Source organism: Ferrovibrio sp. (assembly GCF_964218355.1).
Lineage (GTDB): Bacteria > Pseudomonadota > Alphaproteobacteria > Ferrovibrionales > Ferrovibrionaceae > Ferrovibrio.
The window spans coordinates 54959-71826 of the sequence record NZ_CAXPMC010000003.1 but is presented as its reverse complement, the minus strand read 5'-3'; the positions used below and the strand labels follow the sequence as shown (position 1 = coordinate 71826).

Genomic DNA, 16868 nt, shown 5'->3' with positions numbered 1-16868 from the left:
ATGCAGACCATGAGCGTCGTTGACCTTGCCATTCACCCCAAGGCCGTACTGACCCGCGCCGGCAGCCAGAAGGGGCGCGCCTTTCCCATCGTCATCGTCGGCCATGTCGATCATGGCAAATCGACCCTGGTCGGTCGCCTTCTGCATGACACGGATTCGCTGCCCGACGGCAAGCTTGAGCAACTGAAGGCCGTCTCCGCGAAACGCGGACTGGAATTCGAATGGTCATTCCTGCTGGATGCCCTGCAGGTCGAGCGCGACCAGGGCATCACGGTGGACACCACCCAGATATGGTTCACGACCGCACAGCGCCGCTACGTGATCATCGACGCACCGGGCCACAAGGAATTCCTCAAGAACATGGTGACCGGCGCGGCCCAGGCCGATGCCGCCATTCTGGTGGTCGATGCCGCGCAGGGCCTGGCCGAGCAGACCCGCCGCCATGCCTATCTTCTGCATCTGCTCGGCATCCGGCAGGTCGCCGTCGCCATCAACAAGATCGACCTGATCGGCCATGACGAGGCCCGCTTCGCGGCGGTGGCCGAGTCCGTGCGCGGCTATCTTGCCGATATCGGCATCGAGGTGTCGGCGCTGGTGCCGGTTTCGGCCCGCGCCGGCGACAATATTGCCGTACACAGCCCGGCCACCGCCTGGTACCGGGGTCCGACCCTGCTCGGTGCGCTGGACGCCTTTGCCCCCCGCGCTCTGCCGGTCGACCAGCCCCTGCGCCTGCCGGTGCAGGACCTCTACCGTTTCGACGACCGCCGCATCGTGGTCGGCCGTATTGAGAGCGGCCGGCTGAAGGTCGGCGACCGTCTGCGCTTTGCACCTCTGGGCCGCGAAGCGACAGTGGCAAGCCTGGAATCCTGGCGCGGTGACGGGGCAGTCCCTGTGCAACGCGATGAGGCCCTTGCCGGCGAGAGCGTCGCCTTCACCCTGGACGAGGAGGTTTTCGTCGAACGCGGGGCCCTGGCCAGCAACCCGGACCACCGCCCGCGCGATGCCAACCGCATCACCGCACGTCTGTTCTGGCTGGATCGCGAGCCCTTGAAACGTGGCGACCGCGTGACCCTGAAGATCGGCACCGCAGAGCGCGAGGCCGAAGTGGAGGCCATCACCGAGACACTGGATGTCGAAAATCTAGACGTCGCCACCGACCATACGCAGGTCGAGCGCAACGGCGTCGCCCAGGTGGTATTGCGCACCCGCCGGCCGGTCGCTCTGGATCTGCACGACATACAGGCCCGAACCGGCCGCGGCGTTCTGATCCGCGGACCGCAGATTGCCGGCGGCCTCGTGATCGAGGCGGCCGACCGCATCGCTCACGATATCGTCGCTGTCGATTCCAGCGTGACCGCAGCCGACCGCGCGCGACTGAACGGCCATCGCGGCGGTGTGCTGTGGCTGACCGGCCTGTCCGGTGCCGGCAAATCGACGCTGGCGATGGCAACCCAGCGGGCCTTGTTTGCACAGGGCCGCCAGGTCGCGGTGCTGGATGGCGACAACCTGCGGCACGGGCTGAACCGGGATCTCGGTTTTACCGAGAACGACCGCACCGAGAATGTCCGCCGGCTGGCAGAGGTGGCCCGGCTGATGGCCGACACCGGCCTGATTGTGATCGTCTCGGCAATATCACCACTTGCTGCCCAGCGGGCGGCAGCGCAGCAGATCATTGGTGTCGATTTTCACGAGATTTACGTACATGCCGATCTTGCGGTCTGCGAAAGCCGCGACCCCAAGGGCTTGTATAGGCGCGCAAGGTCTGGTGAGCTTGCCGCGTTTACCGGCATTTCGGCGCCTTATGAGGCACCGCAGGCAGCCCGGCTCGTCATCGACACGACACGGCATTCTGCCGCCGACGCGAGCGAAATTCTGCTAGACTACGCAACACGAAGCTTCGCCACGTAAGTTCCGTCACTGGCTTCAACCGTTACTGCAGGCAGGAGACGCGTGCATGGACATGGCCTTTGCGCTGTATGTCGTGGTGGGATTTGCCGCCCAGCTGATCGATGGGGCAATCGGCATGGGCTATGGCATCATTGCCACCAGCGTGCTGGTGGCGAGCGGCCTGCCGCCGGCCGTTGCCAGTGCAGCCGTGCACGTAACCAAGATTCCGACCGGCATTGCTTCGGGCCTGTCGCACTGGAAATTCGGCAATGTCGACTGGCCGCTCTGCCGCCGCCTGATCCTGCCGGGTATTGCCGGCGGCATCGTCGGCGCCAGCGTGATCGCCCTGCTGCCCCTGCCGATCATCCGGCCGCTGGCCGCCCTGTATCTCGGGATCATGGGCCTGGTGGTGATTCTGCGCGCCCTGCGCTGGAACGGGCGCGACGGGTTCGGTCCGCGACGCAGCCGGCCTGGGCTGATCGGCCTGCTGGGGGGCCTGTTCGATTCCTTCGGCGGCGGCTGGGGGCCGATCGTCACCACTTCGCTGATCGTGCAGGGCAATGAGCCGCGCAAGGCGGTAGGGTCAGCCAATAGCGCTGAACCGATCATCGCCGCCGTGCAGGCCGCGGTATTTACCGTCTGGCTCGGCACCGCCACCCTGACCACCATTGGCGGCACCGCGCTCGCCATCATGGCCGGCGCGCTGATCGCCGCACCGGTGGCCGCCTTCCTGGTCAACAAGCTGCCCGGCCGGCTGATTGCCGGCGCTGTCGGCGTGACGCTGGTGGCAATCAACATTCCCACCATTATCAGCCTGATCGGGCGGCTGCTGTAGGGCCGGCCGGAACCTACATGCGGGCCACGCCGCGCCAGGCGTAACGGCCGCCGCTGAAGCTGCCGAAATACTTCTTGATGTCGGGATGGTTGACCGGGCCGGCCTCCGCGTCGGGCAACAGATTCTGTTCCGAAACATAGGCCACGTAGCTGGTCTGCGCATTCTCGGCCAGCAGGTGGTAGAAGGGCTGATCCTTGCGCGGTCGCAGGTCTGGCGGAATCGACTGCCACCATTCCTCGGTATTGTTGAACACCGGATCGACGTCAAAGATCACGCCACGGAAGGGAAACAGGCGATGCCGCACGACATCCCCGATGCTGAATTTGGCCTCGCGGCTCTGCGGCATGCGAATCGTACCCTTTCCGAACTGCGGCAGGACAAGATAATAGGCGATTTGCGGCCGCCGTCATCTGTCCGGCCGCAGCAGGAACCGAGCAAAATCCGGGCCGGAAACCGGAGCGCGCCAAGGCTTGCCGGAGCGGCCGGCCTCGCCATATCAGGAGAATGTATATGACGGAAGCCCGTGATGATGGCGCCATGCGCCCCGAACCTGTTCTCGATTTCTGGTTCGACCGCGCCGGCCATGCCGCCCGGGGCGAATCCCTGCTGCCGCGGCGCTGCTGGTGGGAGAAGGACCCGGCCTTCGATGCCGAAATCCGCATCCGATTCGGAGACGCCGTCGAAGCGGCCATCGGCGGCAACTTCGGCGGCTGGCAGGAAACCGCCGAAGGCGCCCTCGCCCTGCTGATCCTGCTGGACCAGTTCCCGCGCAACCTGTTCCGGGGTGATGCCCGCGCCTTTGCCGGTGACGAGCGGGCCAGAGCCGTGGCATATGCCGCCATTGGCCGCGGTTTCGATGTCGCACTGCCGCCGGTGATGCGGCAGTTCCTGTACATGCCGTTCGAGCATAGCGAGAATCTGGCTGACCATGATGTCGGCCTGCCGCTTTTTGCCGCCCTGGACAAGGCGCTGCCCGGCTACCGCATCCTTGACTATGCCGAACAGCACAGGGCAATCATTGCCCGCTTCGGCCGCTATCCCCACCGCAATGCCGTGATCGGCAGGGCCAGCACCCGCGAGGAAACCGCGTTCCTTGCCCAGCCGGGATCGTCCTTCTAGGCGCCGGCGGCACGGCATGGTCCGCGGTGGCGGCGAATCATTCGCGTACGATGATCTTTGCTGTAGGTCAGCCCGCACCGCAGGTAGCGATTCGGCCCCGCTGCCATTCAAGCCTGTTCTTTTACGGCCATCCCTCCTAGCCTCGGTACTGGGAAAACCGGGATGACAGTCATTGGCAACCTTGTGACCGACGCTTGGCCGGCAGTTCTGCCGCCGCGGCTGGCATTGTTCCTCGACTACTGGCAGGGGCTATGCGCCCGCCTTGGCCGCCTGCCACGCCGGCGCGAGATCAATCCGCTGGAGATTCCGCGCGGATTGTTGCCCGGCATCGGCATACTGGATCTGTTGCTGCAGGAAGATGGCAGCTGGCGCATCCGTTACCGGCTGCTCGGCACAGCACATGCGATGGCTGTCCAGCGCGATGTGACCGGTTATTACTTCGACGAACTTCACCCCGACCATGAGATCGCCCCTCTGCTGGCCGAGTATCTCGACATCGCCGAAAGCGGCCGGCCGAGCTATGCCCGGCGCGCCACTCCGCTGCCCGACCACGAGCATGCCATGTTCAGCCGCATCCTGATGCCGATGCTCGATGATGCCGGGCTGCCGCGTCACCTGATCGGTTATTGGGACTGGGAGAATATCTCCGGCCGGTTCTGATCGGCCAACGGCGGATCAGGCAGCGTGAATCTGAGGCCCGAGCGGATTCGGCGGAACAATGCCGGAGACCGTGACGAAATGCGGCTGCGGCGGTTCAGTGATGCCGAATTTCTCGATAAAATAGGCAAGGGCCTGCTCGCTGCCGCTGACCTCGACCGTGCCGGCGCGCCGGGCCTGACGCAGGCTCCTGGAACCGTGCACGACGAAAAAGAATTCCAGCAGATCGGCATTGACCGTCAGGTCGACATCAAACCCCATATCGGTGTAGCAGAGCTCGACCTCGCCATCGCGCAGGATCATCCACCACTGGCGGATTTTGTGGTCGCGCCGGGGGACATTGCGGAACTGGAAATGGAAGACCATGTTGCGGCCGCGTGATGCCTCGCCCATCAGCGCCCCGCGCATCGACCACATCAGATGCGAGACATTACGGTCGCCATCGTCGACCTCGGGCAGCCGCCAGTCAGTGCCCCAGTAGCCCAGCAGGTCGATCAGCGGACGCAGGGCATCGCCTGCCGGCGTCAGGTGATAGGTGTGACCGCGCTGTCCCTGCTGTTTGACCCGGACAATCAGCCCGTCCTGTTCCATTTCGCGCAGGCGCCGCGCCAGCAGGCTGCGCGCCATCAGCGGGACACCGTTCTGGATGTCGCTGAAGCGTTCGCTGCCGCGCATGAGTTCGTACAGGATCAGCGGCGTCCAGCGTCCGGTGATCACTTCCGCGGCCTTGGCCACCGGGCAGAACGAGCCATATCGAGTTGCCATTCCTTATGGATAATCCTGCTGCCTGTACTCTCAAAGTCCTATTTTCGAACCCTGCCCCGCCAGTATCGCTCCACGGTCCCAATTTGGAACTTTCCGGCCAGCGGCCGCCGGGAGCATGGTGCGCGCCCCGCACCGCTTTCAGGAGCACACATATGAATGCGCCTATCACAGATAAATACTGGAGAAATAGTGCCCGGCTGCCGCTGTCCGAACTGGTACAGACGCTGGGCATCGGCTTTGCCCATCGGGCCGCCGATTATGACAGCCGCGACCGCTTTGCCGCCGAGAATTTCGCCGAAATGAAGGTTGCCGGCCTGCTGGCAGCCGGCGTGCCGGCCGAACTGGGCGGCGGCGGCGCCTCCTATGTTGAAGTGGCAGACATGCTGCGCAGCCTCGGCCGTCATTGCGGTGGTACCGCGCTGGCCCTGGCCATGCACACCCATCCGCTGATGGCCGCTGTCTGGCGCTGGCAGACCGAGAAAGCCCCGGTCGATGGCCTGCTGAAGCGGGTTGCTGCCGAGGATCTGATGCTGCTGTCCACCGGCGGCAACGACTGGCTGAATGGCTCAGGGACGGCCGAAAAGACGGAAGGCGGCTACCTGTTCTCCGGCCGCAAGCGCTTCGTCAGCGGCTGCGAGGCCGGTGACCTGCTGATGACCATGGCACTCGACGGCGATACCGTCCTGCATGCCGGCATCCCGATGAAAAGCGAAGGTGTCCGCATCGAGCCGACCTGGCAGACGCTGGGTATGCGGGCCAGCGGTTCGCATGACGTGATCCTCGATCGCGTCCTTGTCCCCGATGCAGCCATTGCAGTGCGCCGGCCGGCCGGCCAGTGGCACCCCTTCTTCCATCTGGTCACCATGATCGCGTTCCCGCTGATCTACAGCGTCTACCGTGGTGTCGCCGAATCCCTGCGCGAGGAAGCGCTGGCCCTGGCCGGACGCCGCCGGACGGAAGGGGACACGCAACTGCTGGCCGGCCGGATGGAGACGGCCTTTGCGGCCGCCGCCGCGGCACATGGACAGATGGTTGCATGCGCCGCAGCCGGCAAACCCGGCGAGGCAACCTCGGCGCAGATCATGACCCTGAAACGGGTGATGACCGACAATCTGCTGACCATGGCAGGCGCTGCGCTCGATGTTGCCGGCGGCAGCGCCTTCTATCGCACCAGCCGGGCCGAACGGCTGTTCCGCGACTTGCAGGCCGCACGCTACCATCCGTTCACGGCGCTGCCACAGGAACGGCTGGCGGGCCGGCTGGCGCTGGGCCTGGATGCCGACGGCAAGGCTGCCTGAACCGCAGGCATGGCGTGGACGGGGCTGGAGCGCTCAGCGGCGCTTCAGCCTCTTCACGGCAGAATGGCGATGACAGTCGACCAGGTGGTCGTTGACCATGCCGACCGCCTGCATGAAAGCATAGACAATGGTCGGCCCCACGAAAGTGAAGCCGCGCTTGCGCAGATCCTTCGAGATCGCCTGGCTGATGGCTGTCTCGGCCGGCACCTGTTTCAGGCTTGACCAGGCATTCTGCTTCGGCCGGCCATCAAGGTACTGCCACAGATAGTCCGAGAAACCGCCGTCTTTCTCCATGATTTCGAGCCAGCCGCGGGCATTCAGCACGGTCCCCTCGATCTTGGCACGGTTGCGCACGATGCCGGCATCCTGCATCAGCGCCTCCAGTTTCTTCGGGGTGTAACGGACGATCTTCTCCGGCTCGAAGCCGTCGAAGGCTTTGCGGAAGTTGTCCCGCTTGCGCAGGATGGTGATCCAGGACAGGCCGGCCTGGAAGCCATCGAGAATCAGCTTCTCGAACAGCGCCCGGTCATCGTATTCCGGCACACCCCATTCAGTATCGTGATAGTGCACGTAAAGCGGATCGGTCCCGCACCAGCCACAGCGTGGCCGGCCATCGGCATGGCCCTCTGGTGCCTTGTTCTTTGTCATGCCCGATCCTTATGAATCACCGCCGGCAGGTGGCGGCAGGGCATAATCGGGCCGCCGCGCCGCTATGGCAATACCGCCGGCTTGCAGCTTCCCGCCCTCTCGTTCGGCTGCCGCCATGGCATCCAGCCGCAGCAGCGCCAGCCCCATGCCTCCGAGACTGGACCGCATTTCGCCCACCTCCCGGCCATCAAGCGTGATCGCGGTTCCCGGCAGCGGCAGGAAATCGCCATCGCTGCTTTTCACCTTGCAGAGCTGTTTCTTGACGAGGCCGCGGTATTTTGTGCGTGCGGTCAGTTCCTGGCCGATATAGCAGCCCTTGCCGAAATCGACGCCATGCAGAGCCTCGAAATGGTTTTCCAGCAGGATGCCCTTTTCCGGTTCGATGTCACGGGCACCGTCGGGCACGCCAAGGATCAGGCGGTGCCGCTCCCAGGCATCGAACGGGACCGGCAGGCCAAGCTCCTTCGCCGCCGGCGCCATGCCCGGCGGCAGCCACAGCCGCCAGCCCAGTGCCGGCAGCCGCGGATCGGCGAACAGCACGGCACCCGCCTGCAGCAGCAGGGGCGGCAGGACAGGCGGCGCCGAACCGCCAAACAGGATGAACCCCTGCCAGTCCGGTTCGCCGAACTCGATCTTCGCCCGCAGCCGGTACAGGGTCAGCCGCCGCTTCAGGTCTGCCCGTCGTTCAGCCGCCGTATCCAGCAGCAGGGCGCCGTCGGCGTCAGCCGTGACGAAAAAATCGTGCAGGAACTTGCCCTGGGGGGTCAGCAGGGCGGTATAGACCGCCCGTCCCGGCGCCGCAGTCGCGACCGTATTGGAGACCAGCGCATCCAGGAAACCGGACGCTTCCGGCCCGGTCACCCGCAGCAGAGACCGGCCGGTGGCGCCGGTGCCCGGCAGGGCAGCACAGAACAGATCGGGCATATCGCGGGGTGTCCCTCGTTTTTCCGTCGGCTACTGACCTATGGGAGGACGCGCGGCTTGGCAAGGCCGGGCCGCCCCCCTATAACCGCGCCAAGCCCTTGAAACGGCATCATCCCTATCCCACCGGCCAGCCATCGGCATGCGTATCCTCTTCATCACTGCGAACCGGCTCGGCGACGCCATCCTGTCGACCGGCCTGCTGGAAGAACTGCACCGCCAGCGCCCGAAGGCCCGTTTCACCGTGGTCTGCGGGCCGGCGGCAGCCGGCATATTCGCCCATGCGCCCAATCTGGAACGCATCATGGTGATGGACAAGAAACCCTGGGGCCGCCACTGGTGGGACCTGTGGAAACAGCTGGCCACCACACGCTGGAGTCTGGTGCTTGATCTGCGCGGTTCCGGCATCGGCCAGTTCCTGCTGGCACATCGCCGCCGCACTTTCCATGGCTCGCGGCCCAGCATGCACAAGGTGATTGCCCTGTCGAATGTGCTGCGCCTGAAAGTGCCGGCCCATCCGATTGTCTGGACCGGGGCCGAAGACCGGCGCGCCGCCGGCACCCTGTGGCCCGATGACGGCCGTCCGGTTCTGGCCCTCGGGCCCACCGCCAACTGGGGTGGCAAGATGTGGCCTGGCGACCGTTTCGCCGAACTGGCCCTGCGTCTGACCGCGCCGGGCGGTATCCTGCCCAATGCCCGCATCGTGATCTTTGGCGGCCCCGGCGAAGAGGCGCTGGCCGCTGCGGCCCTGGCCGGGCTGCCACAGGACCGCACGCTGGACCTGGTCGGCAAACTGGGCCTGACCGTGCTGGCCGCCGCCATGCAGCGCTGCAGTTTCTATATCGGCAACGACAGCGGGCTGATGCACCTGGCTGCAGCCAGCGGCATTCCCACCCTGGGGCTGTTCGGCCCGAGCCGCGAGCAGACCTATGGCCCCTGGGGCGAAAAGACGGCCAGCATACGCACCGACCTGGACTATGACGAGATTCTGCGGCAGCCCGGCTACGACTACAGGCGGCAGGACAGCCATATGCTGACATTAAGTGTGGACAAGGCCCAGAGGGCTGCCGAACATCTGTGGCGCTACTGCCGGGATGACTGAAGGATGAACGCACCAGCCCCCGCCCCGCGTCTTTCTGCACTTGTGGTCTGCCACAACGAGGAGAACCAGCTGGCTGACTGCCTGGAATGCCTGCGCTTTGCCGATGAGGTCGTCGTGGTTCTGGATCGCTGCACTGACGGATCCCGCGCCATTGCCGAAAGCTTCGGTGCGCAGCTGGTGGAAGGCGGCTGGCCACTGGAGGGCGAACGACGCAACACCGGCATCGCCGCCTGCAGCGGCGACTGGATTCTGGAGGTCGATGCCGACGAACGGGTGCCTTCGGAGATGGCCCGCGAGATTCGTGACGTGATTTCCTCCGCACCCTTCGCCCATGTCCTGATCCCTTTCGACAACTATGTCGGCCGGCGGCTGGTGCGCTATGGCTGGGGTGGCGCTTTCGGGGTGATGATGGCACCACGCCTGTTTGCGAAAGGCGCCAAAAGCTGGGGCGGCCAGCGCGTGCACCCGGCACTGGAGCTGAAGGGCGAGAAGCGGTTTCTGAAATCCCGCATGGTCCATTTCGTCGACCGCGACATATCGGACATGATCCGCCGGCTCGACCGCTATACCAGCGCGCGGGCCGCCGATCTGCGCGCCCGCCGCGCCGCTGGCGAGGATATCGGCAGCTTCCGGGCCAATGTGCGGCGTATCTTCAGCCGTTTCTATAAATGCTATGTCGGCCGCAGGGGCTATCGCGAGGGGCAGTACGGTTTCCTGATCGCCCTGATGGCCGGCCTCTATCCGGTCCTCAGCTACCTGAAAGCCACACTGGAAAAGGAGTGACGCCATGGCGCCGCGCTTCGACCTGGTCATTCGCAACGGCATGGTCGCCACGCCGAACGGCCTGGAGGCTCTCGATATCGGTGTCGCCGGCGGCCGTATTGCCGCCTTCGGCATGCTGGCACAGGCAGATGCTGCCGCCACATACGATGCCAATGGCCTGACCGTTCTGCCTGGCGTGATCGATACCCAGGTGCATTTCCGCGAGCCCGGCCTCGAACACAAGGAGGATCTTGCCACTGGCACTGCTGCCGCGGCCATGGGTGGCGTGACGGCCGTTTTCGAGATGCCGAACACCAAGCCGAGCACCGCGACGGCCGCAGAACTGGGTGAGAAGCTGAAGCGGGCCAGCGGCCGCACCCACTGCGATTATGCCTTTTATGTCGGCGCCACGGCGGAAAATGTCGAGAACCTGCCGGCCCTGGAGAAGCTGCCAGGCTGCGCCGGCGTCAAACTGTTCATGGGCGCATCGACCGGGGACCTGCTGGTGGCTGACGACGCCACCCTGGAACGGGTGCTGAGCCATGGACACCGGCGCATGGCGGTGCATTGCGAGGATGAGTACCGCATGCGGGACCGCAGGCACCTGACCGAAGTGCCGGGCGCCACGCCGCATCTGCATCCGGAATGGCGGGATGCCGAAAGCGCCCTGCTGGCCACGCAGCGCCTGGTGCGGCTGGCCCGCAAGGTCGGACGGCGCGTGCATGTGCTGCATGTTACCACAGCGCAGGAGATGGACTTCCTCGCCGGCCACAAGGATATCGCCACCGTCGAGACGACGCCGCAACACCTGACGCTGGCCGCCCCGGACTGCTATGACCGGCTCGGCACGTTCGCGCAGATGAATCCGCCGATCCGCAGCGCCGAGCATCGCGATGCCCTGTGGCAGGCGCTCCGTGCCGGCGTGGTCGACGTGATCGGCTCCGATCATGCCCCGCACACGAAGGAAGAAAAGAACAAGCCCTATCCGCAGAGCCCGAGCGGCATGCCCGGGGTACAGACCCTGCTGCCGCTGCTGCTCGATCACATGAGCCGGGGCCAGCTGACCCTGCAGCGGCTGGTCGACCTGACTTCGGCGGGCGCCCAGCGCGTCTTCGGCCTGGCCGGCAAGGGCCGTATCGCGCTCGGCTACGATGCCGATTTCACCGTGGTCGACCTCAAGGCCCGGAAAACCATCGAGGAAAGCTGGCTGCAGTCGAAATGCGGCTGGTCGCCATTCACCGGCATGACGGTGACCGGCTGGCCGGTGGCCACCATCGTGCGCGGACATTTCGCCATGCGCGATGGCGCCCTCGGCCCGGCCGGCGGCCGCCCGGTACGCTTCGGCGAGACCCTGCAGCCGGACGCCTGAGCCAATCGGCATTCATTAACATTCTGGAAAGGCAGGGTTTCTTACCATGCCCTGCCTTGTCGGGTGACGAACCGCCCGCCACGGGTCTAGACTGGCCATGCCGGCAGAAAGCCGGCAGACGGAGCATGACGCCGTGACTGCCCTGACCGCACCGAATGCGCTGCAGAAGCTGACCATCGAGATCACCACACTGTGCAATCTGCAGTGTGCAGGCTGCCCGCGCACGCTGGGCATCGAACATGGCACCTGGGCCGATCGCCATATGGATCTCGGCCTGTTCGGTCGCATTCTCGACCACCTGCCGCCGGTCGGTTTTGTCACTCTGCACGGCGTTGGCGAGCCCACCCTGCACCCGCATTTCGTTGAACTGGTCGCCATGGCGAAGCAGAGCGGCAAGTTCCAGAAGATGAAGGTGACCTCCAACGGCGTGACCCGCTCGGCCGACTATTATGCCCGCTCGGTTGCCGCCGGCCTGGACGAATTCTGGATATCGGTCGACAGTTTCGATCCGGTGATCGCCGAACGGATGCGCGCCGGCACCAAGGTCGAGAAACTGAAAGCGAATCTTGCCGCCTGCATGCAGGCCGGCCTGCCGCTGCATATCTCGATGACCGTCAGCGCCGCCAATTTCCGCGACATTCCGGATACCCTGCGCCAGCTGAAGGCTCTGGGTGCACCACCGGTGCACATGCAGGAATTCCAGGATTACGGCGAGCCCTACGGTCTGATGAGCGAGGCGGACCGCATCGAGTTCATCCGGCTGCTCAAGGCCGCCCAGGCCGATCTGCGCGGCCTGCCGGTGGCCCTGCCAAATTTTGCGAAACCACCGGGTGACATCTGCATGGCGCCGGTGCTGCGGCCGGCGATTTCGGTGGATGGATTCTTCACCCCCTGCTGCACCACCTTCGACCCGTCGCAGTTCGGCTACACCAATCTCGGCGAGATGAGCCTGGCCGAGGCCTGGCAGCAGCCGGGCGTGCTGCGCTGGGTTGCAGCCTTCCTGCAGGATCAGACGCCGATCTGCCAGGGCTGCGCCCTCAACCCGCGTGCCTATGGCAACACCGCCGCTCTCGGGCGGTCAGGCAAGTCCGGCGCCGAACTGCACATCGTCGCGGCCTCCTGAGCCGCAGCCCGGCATTAAGACTTTGGCAAAACGCTGCCGGCATGCTGCAGCGGGCGGCGGCCGGACGGAACCGGGCATTACGCCGCAGAGGACTGCACGATGACCAATCCCGCCGACACGCTCACCGCCGATGACCTGCTCTACTCGCTGGATACGACGGCGCCGGTGGATTACGAGCCGCCCGCGCCGATCGACTATGCGCGGGCCGGACTGACCGATCTGGCCGATCACTTCAAGACCGACAAGGGCAGCCTGAAGCACGGTTATACCGCCATCTACGAGGCCTATCTGCAGGCTTTCCGTAACCGCCCCGGCATGCGACTGATGGAAATCGGCGTGGCCTGCGGCAGCTCGCTGAAGATGTGGGCGCGCTATTTCCGCGAAGCCCAGATCCTTGGCGTCGACATCCGGCCTGAATGTGCAGGGCTGTGCAAGCTGTATCCCAATATCCGCATCGAGATCGGCAACGCCGCCCAGCGGAATTTCGGCACCGGCTGGGATGCCATCATCGACGACGGATCGCATATCAGCGCCGATATCGTCGACACCTTCGTCCATAACTGGCCGACCCTGAATCCGGGCGGACTGTATTTCATCGAAGACCTGAAATGCACCCACAACCCGGAATATCCCAAGCTGCTGCCCTTCGAGGTGCCGCCCCACCGCTTCGAGCGTGGCCACTTCATGGTGCTGATCAACAAGCTTCTGATGAAGATGGACTGGGGCCGCACTGACGTGGAGTACGTCCATTTCTACCGCGAAATGGCCGTACTGCGCAAAAAGCCGGCTTGACCGCCGCGTTCAGCGCTTGATGAACAGGCCCTGGCCGGTCGGGCTCTCCCAGATCACATCGCCACGGGCACGGAAAAATGCCATCTCGGCATCGTGACTGTCGCGATAGCGGCGGAAACCGAAATCGTCGAACACGATCATGCCGCCGGGCACAATCCGGTCGTAAATGATCTCCAGCGCCGCCAGTTCCGGCGCCGCCGTGTTCAGATCCAGCTGGGCGAACGCCACCTTTTCGGGCAGCCCCTGCGCGAAGCTGTCCGGAACGGCGCCCTTGATGACCCGGAAATTGCCATAGGGCTCGAACATGTCGCGCACCGCATCGAACAGCCGCGGCCCATGGCCGGCCTTGCGGGCCTCGTCCGGCGGGTTCTCGAACATGTCGTAGAGCCACCAGGTTTTGTCGGTCACCTTGCGGAAGCCGCAATAGCGCTCCATCACGTCGACGGTACGGCCGTCATAGCAGCCGAGATCCATGAAATCGCCATCGATGCGCATACAGCTCCGGGCAGCCCAGCACAGCATGTAGACACGCCAGATGCGGGCCCGCAGGGTCGCATTGACCGCATAGGGCGCAAAGGCCGACACGAAATCCTCCTGCTGGAGGAAGCCGACATTGCGGAACCATACCATCATGTCGTCGACGGCCACCGCACCGGTATCCGGCCGGTTCACACCAAGCAGCTGGCTGATGCCCTGCATATGGCCGGTGAATTCCTTGCGGCTTTCCACCGTGTCGAATGGAGGCTTGTTGTATTCCTTGTTCATCGGCGCAAAGACCGGCTCGACAAAGCCAGCCGGATCGCCAGACGGCAGCTGCGCCGCCTCAGGCGGCTGCTGCCGTGCCGATTCCTCGAGCCAGGTGCTCTGGAAACCCATCATCTGGGCCAGGCTCGTCTTGTCCGGTCCCTTCAGGTGCAGCACGTATTTGCGGCGCAGCACCGCCTTGGCATACTGCTCGCCGGCCCTGACGAAGAAATTGCACAGGTTGCAGGGCAGATAACGCACAAGCGCCCCGGCGATGTCCCTCTGGTCGGTCTCAGCGATCACGCCAGGCAGGAAGGCGGTTGCCGACAGCGACAGCTGGCCACCCCGCCAGCGCCGGATATCCTTGTAATAGTCGATGATCTCTGGATCGCGGCAGAGCGCCTCGTAGGTGGCGAGATAGCGATTGAAGAAGGCGCGGGCCTTCTGCCCCGGGCGATACGCCGCCAGCATCACGCCCTCATTGATCGTCATCAGGGCGGGATGGTTGTGATAGGTCACCGCCACATCGAAAGGCAGCCGGAACAGCGGCGCCAGCGGCATGTTGGCAAAAGCGTCACTGTCGAGAAAGGCCGTGTTGCCGGAAAAGGCCGCAGACTGCATGTAGGCGGTGATCGCCACCACGCGCTCGTACATCAGCCGGGCCGGATCCAGCGGCAGCCGCACCACCATCACGTCTGGCGGCACGAAGCTGGTGTCGTCCGCCTCGCCGGTGATGTAGATGATCCGGCAGCCCGGATTGAAGCCGCGCCCGACCCGGAAGGCATGACGCAGAACCGGCGTGTAATTGATCTTGCCCTGGTCGACCTTGATGTCGACATAGTTGATCTCGCGGGTCTGATCGGTCAGCGCCAGATGGAAGATCACCAGGGTCAGCGGTGCGGCCGGCCGGCCGGCAACGGCCGCATCGAAGACCGCCGCCATGCCGGCAACCCGCTCTGCCACCTCGCCCGGCAGCACATCGCTGACCCGGCCGGCAGCATGCTCGATCATGCCTTCCATGGTTCCGAAGGGCAGTTCACTCACAGCGGACGCTCCACACTGTCGACCCAGCGCGCCAGCACAACGGTGGCCCAGATCGCATTGATGTTGGCGGTTGCCCCGGCGAACAGGCGATCGAGGGCCCCGGGGCGCGCACTGAAGAAGCGGGTATCAGCCAGCCGCCGATAGGCGGCCTTCAGTTCGGCCTCGATACGCGGTTGGTTGTTGAAAAAGACGCTCGGCGGCATGCCGAAGCCCTTCTTTGGCGCCTGCACATGCTGTTCCGGCAGATACTGCGACAGCAGGCGGCGCAGCGCCACCTTCTGCACCCGCCCGTCCGTGCACAGCCCGAGGCTGGCCTTGGCCGCCACTGCCAGCAGCGACGCGAACAGGAAGGGCGTGCGGGTTTCCAGGCCGTGCCGCATGCTCATGCGGTCGACCTTGGCCAGCACGGCACCCGGCAGATAGGTATGGAAATCCAGCTGCCGCAGCGCATGCAGGGCCGGCCGGCCCGGATGCATGAAGAACGGCGCATATTTCTCGCAGACAGAAACAACGGCTGCATAACCCTGCGGAAACGCATTGCGCACCGCATCGGCCGGCATCACCGGCAGGCCTTTCTCGAAATAGGCCTGCACCATCACCGATGGTTTCATTCCGGTCGCACCATCGAGGGCCGGTGCCAGCGCCGGATAGCGGCCATAACCGCCGAAGAGCTCGTCGCCGCCATCGCCGGAGATCGCCACCGTCACATGTTGACGGGTAAATTCAGACAGCAGATAGGTGGGCACACAGCTGCGGTCGCCATTCGGCTCGTCCAGCAGGCCGCCGATACGGTCGCAGATACGGTCGAAATCCGCCGCCGTGAAGATATGCTCATGGTGTTCGGTGCCGAGCCGGGCGGCAATATCGCGGGCTGCCTCGTGTTCCGAATTCGGGTCGCCCTCGAAACCGACCGTGAAGGTCTTCACTTTCTGCCCCAGTTTCCTGGTCAGCAGCGCACAGGCCAGCGCGGAATCGACACCGCTGGACAGGAACATGCCCAGCGGCACGTCGCTGTTCAGCCGATTGTGCAGCGACACGGTCAGCGCCTTCTCGACTACATCGACATAACGGTCGCTGTCGCCTTCCGGCGCCTCGTTGTCCTGATCGATGTCGAACCCGAAATAGCGCCGGAAACTCTGCTGGCCATCGGCGGAAACCTGCAGAATCATCCCCGGCTCCAGCTTGCGCACCGGATCGAGGATGGCGTTGGGCTCCGGTACGTAGCGCAGGGTGAAATACTGCGCCAAGGCCTCTTCCGACAGGCTGAGCGGAAGATCGGGAATCTCCAGCAGCGGCCGCAGTTCCGAGGCGAAGGCAAACAGCCGGTCGGTGGCCGCATAGTATAACGGCTTTTCGCCGGCGCGGTCCCGAGCCAGGGTGAGAGTACGGGTCTTGCGGTCGTAGATCGCCACGGCGAACATGCCGTCCAGCAGGTCGAACAGCTTGGTTCCGACCATGGCAAAACCGGTCAGCAGTACCTCGGTATCCGTACCGGTGCGGAAGACAACGCCATCCTTTTCCATCCGTGTGCGCAGATCGCGGAAATTGTAGATTTCGCCGTTGAAGGAAATCACATAGCGCTGGTCCGGCGTCAGCATCGGCTGATGCCCGGCGGATGACAGGTCGAGAATGCTCAGGCGGGTATGCCCAAGATGGCAGCGGTTTTCCGGATCGGCCCACTGCCCCCGGTCATCGGGCCCGCGATGGGCGATGGCCGCATTCATCCGCCCGATTAGGGCCTGGATGTGATCGGACGGATGGCTGTTCTTGAAATTCAGGTATCCGGCTATGCCGCACATGGA

Annotated in this window: 16 protein-coding genes; 10 read left to right on the top strand and 6 right to left on the bottom strand. The window is 64.7% G+C overall.

Features of this window, described 5'->3' with window-relative positions; translation table 11 throughout:
• Positions 1–9: 9 nt before the first annotated feature.
• A complete protein-coding gene (gene cysC, locus ACEQZY_RS00665; RefSeq protein WP_370151590.1) occupies positions 10–1908 on the top strand; it encodes an adenylyl-sulfate kinase in 1899 nt (632 codons plus the stop codon).
• Between the two features lie 46 nt (positions 1909–1954).
• Positions 1955–2722 carry a sulfite exporter TauE/SafE family protein gene (locus ACEQZY_RS00660; protein WP_341702335.1) on the top strand — a complete coding sequence of 256 codons (768 nt, stop codon included), beginning with the start codon at positions 1955–1957 and terminating at the stop codon, positions 2720–2722.
• A 13-nt stretch (positions 2723–2735) separates the two neighbouring features.
• Here ACEQZY_RS00660 and hspQ read toward each other — a convergent pair whose 3' ends face one another.
• Positions 2736–3068: a heat shock protein HspQ gene (gene hspQ / locus ACEQZY_RS00655; RefSeq protein WP_341702336.1), complete on the bottom strand. Its 333-nt coding sequence runs from the start codon at positions 3066–3068 to the stop codon at positions 2736–2738.
• Between the two features lie 164 nt (positions 3069–3232).
• Between hspQ and ACEQZY_RS00650 the strand changes: the two genes are divergently transcribed.
• Positions 3233–3841, top strand: a complete 609-nt coding sequence (locus ACEQZY_RS00650; RefSeq protein ID WP_341702337.1) for a DUF924 family protein — start codon at positions 3233–3235, stop codon at positions 3839–3841.
• A gap of 162 nt (positions 3842–4003) precedes the next feature.
• Complete coding sequence (locus tag ACEQZY_RS00645) at positions 4004–4501, top strand: PAS domain-containing protein (RefSeq protein WP_341702338.1); 498 nt, start codon at positions 4004–4006, stop codon at positions 4499–4501.
• Between the two features lie 15 nt (positions 4502–4516).
• On the opposite strand, the gene ACEQZY_RS00640 is transcribed toward ACEQZY_RS00645, so the two are convergent.
• Complete coding sequence (locus ACEQZY_RS00640; RefSeq protein WP_370151586.1) at positions 4517–5263, bottom strand: winged helix-turn-helix transcriptional regulator; 747 nt, start codon at positions 5261–5263, stop codon at positions 4517–4519.
• A 152-nt stretch (positions 5264–5415) separates the two neighbouring features.
• Here ACEQZY_RS00640 and ACEQZY_RS00635 point away from each other — a divergent pair, with 152 nt between their 5' ends.
• The gene (locus ACEQZY_RS00635; protein WP_370151584.1) at positions 5416–6561 is read left to right on the top strand and encodes an acyl-CoA dehydrogenase family protein; all 1146 of its coding nucleotides are present in this window, start codon (positions 5416–5418) and stop codon (positions 6559–6561) included.
• Positions 6562–6594: 33 nt separating this feature from the next.
• Here the strand turns inward: ACEQZY_RS00635 and ACEQZY_RS00630 are convergent, their stop codons facing one another.
• Together ACEQZY_RS00630 and ACEQZY_RS00625 are read right to left on the bottom strand one after the other, a co-directional pair.
• Complete coding sequence (locus tag ACEQZY_RS00630; RefSeq protein WP_341702341.1) at positions 6595–7209, bottom strand: DNA-3-methyladenine glycosylase I; 615 nt, start codon at positions 7207–7209, stop codon at positions 6595–6597.
• A 9-nt stretch (positions 7210–7218) separates the two neighbouring features.
• Positions 7219–8133, bottom strand: coding sequence for a folate-binding protein (locus tag ACEQZY_RS00625; protein ID WP_341702342.1), 915 nt, complete (start codon positions 8131–8133; stop codon positions 7219–7221).
• 139 nt (positions 8134–8272) lie between these two features.
• Here ACEQZY_RS00625 and ACEQZY_RS00620 point away from each other — a divergent pair, with 139 nt between their 5' ends.
• From ACEQZY_RS00620 to ACEQZY_RS00600, 5 genes are all read left to right on the top strand, one after another.
• Positions 8273–9232: a glycosyltransferase family 9 protein gene (locus tag ACEQZY_RS00620; RefSeq protein WP_370151581.1), complete on the top strand. Its 960-nt coding sequence runs from the start codon at positions 8273–8275 to the stop codon at positions 9230–9232.
• Between the two features lie 3 nt (positions 9233–9235).
• On the top strand, positions 9236–10015 hold the full coding sequence (locus ACEQZY_RS00615; RefSeq protein ID WP_341702344.1) for a glycosyltransferase family 2 protein: 780 nt from the start codon (positions 9236–9238) through the stop codon (positions 10013–10015).
• A gap of 4 nt (positions 10016–10019) precedes the next feature.
• On the top strand, positions 10020–11363 hold the full coding sequence (locus ACEQZY_RS00610; RefSeq protein ID WP_341702345.1) for a dihydroorotase: 1344 nt from the start codon (positions 10020–10022) through the stop codon (positions 11361–11363).
• 133 nt (positions 11364–11496) lie between these two features.
• Positions 11497–12486 (top strand): radical SAM protein, encoded by a 990-nt coding sequence (locus ACEQZY_RS00605; RefSeq protein WP_341702346.1) that lies wholly within the window; start codon positions 11497–11499, stop codon positions 12484–12486.
• 99 nt (positions 12487–12585) lie between these two features.
• A complete protein-coding gene (locus ACEQZY_RS00600) occupies positions 12586–13278 on the top strand; it encodes a class I SAM-dependent methyltransferase (RefSeq protein ID WP_341702347.1) in 693 nt (230 codons plus the stop codon).
• Positions 13279–13287: 9 nt separating this feature from the next.
• Here ACEQZY_RS00600 and ACEQZY_RS00595 read toward each other — a convergent pair whose 3' ends face one another.
• Together ACEQZY_RS00595 and asnB are read right to left on the bottom strand one after the other, a co-directional pair.
• Positions 13288–15066 (bottom strand): TylF/MycF/NovP-related O-methyltransferase, encoded by a 1779-nt coding sequence (locus tag ACEQZY_RS00595; protein ID WP_341702348.1) that lies wholly within the window; start codon positions 15064–15066, stop codon positions 13288–13290.
• Entirely contained in the window at positions 15063–16865 is a 1803-nt protein-coding gene (gene asnB / locus ACEQZY_RS00590) for an asparagine synthase (glutamine-hydrolyzing) (protein ID WP_370151576.1), read from the bottom strand. Before asnB ends, ACEQZY_RS00595 begins: the two co-directional genes overlap by 4 nt.
• Positions 16866–16868 lie beyond the last annotated feature (3 nt).

What these genes read in the sequence shown, in the direction of transcription:
- cysC (WP_370151590.1), top strand. Translation starts at nt 10, where the DNA reads ATGAGCGTCGTTGACCTTGCCATTCACCCCAAGGCCGTACTGACCCGC.
- ACEQZY_RS00660 (WP_341702335.1), top strand. Translation starts at nt 1,955, where the DNA reads ATGGACATGGCCTTTGCGCTGTATGTCGTGGTGGGATTTGCCGCCCAG.
- hspQ (WP_341702336.1), bottom strand. Translation starts at nt 3,068, where the DNA reads ATGCCGCAGAGCCGCGAGGCCAAATTCAGCATCGGGGATGTCGTGCGG.
- ACEQZY_RS00650 (WP_341702337.1), top strand. Translation starts at nt 3,233, where the DNA reads ATGACGGAAGCCCGTGATGATGGCGCCATGCGCCCCGAACCTGTTCTC.
- ACEQZY_RS00645 (WP_341702338.1), top strand. Translation starts at nt 4,004, where the DNA reads ATGACAGTCATTGGCAACCTTGTGACCGACGCTTGGCCGGCAGTTCTG.
- ACEQZY_RS00640 (WP_370151586.1), bottom strand. Translation starts at nt 5,263, where the DNA reads ATGGCAACTCGATATGGCTCGTTCTGCCCGGTGGCCAAGGCCGCGGAA.
- ACEQZY_RS00635 (WP_370151584.1), top strand. Translation starts at nt 5,416, where the DNA reads ATGAATGCGCCTATCACAGATAAATACTGGAGAAATAGTGCCCGGCTG.
- ACEQZY_RS00630 (WP_341702341.1), bottom strand. Translation starts at nt 7,209, where the DNA reads ATGACAAAGAACAAGGCACCAGAGGGCCATGCCGATGGCCGGCCACGC.
- ACEQZY_RS00625 (WP_341702342.1), bottom strand. Translation starts at nt 8,133, where the DNA reads ATGCCCGATCTGTTCTGTGCTGCCCTGCCGGGCACCGGCGCCACCGGC.
- ACEQZY_RS00620 (WP_370151581.1), top strand. Translation starts at nt 8,273, where the DNA reads ATGCGTATCCTCTTCATCACTGCGAACCGGCTCGGCGACGCCATCCTG.
- ACEQZY_RS00615 (WP_341702344.1), top strand. Translation starts at nt 9,236, where the DNA reads ATGAACGCACCAGCCCCCGCCCCGCGTCTTTCTGCACTTGTGGTCTGC.
- ACEQZY_RS00610 (WP_341702345.1), top strand. Translation starts at nt 10,020, where the DNA reads ATGGCGCCGCGCTTCGACCTGGTCATTCGCAACGGCATGGTCGCCACG.
- ACEQZY_RS00600 (WP_341702347.1), top strand. Translation starts at nt 12,586, where the DNA reads ATGACCAATCCCGCCGACACGCTCACCGCCGATGACCTGCTCTACTCG.
- asnB (WP_370151576.1), bottom strand. Translation starts at nt 16,865, where the DNA reads ATGTGCGGCATAGCCGGATACCTGAATTTCAAGAACAGCCATCCGTCC.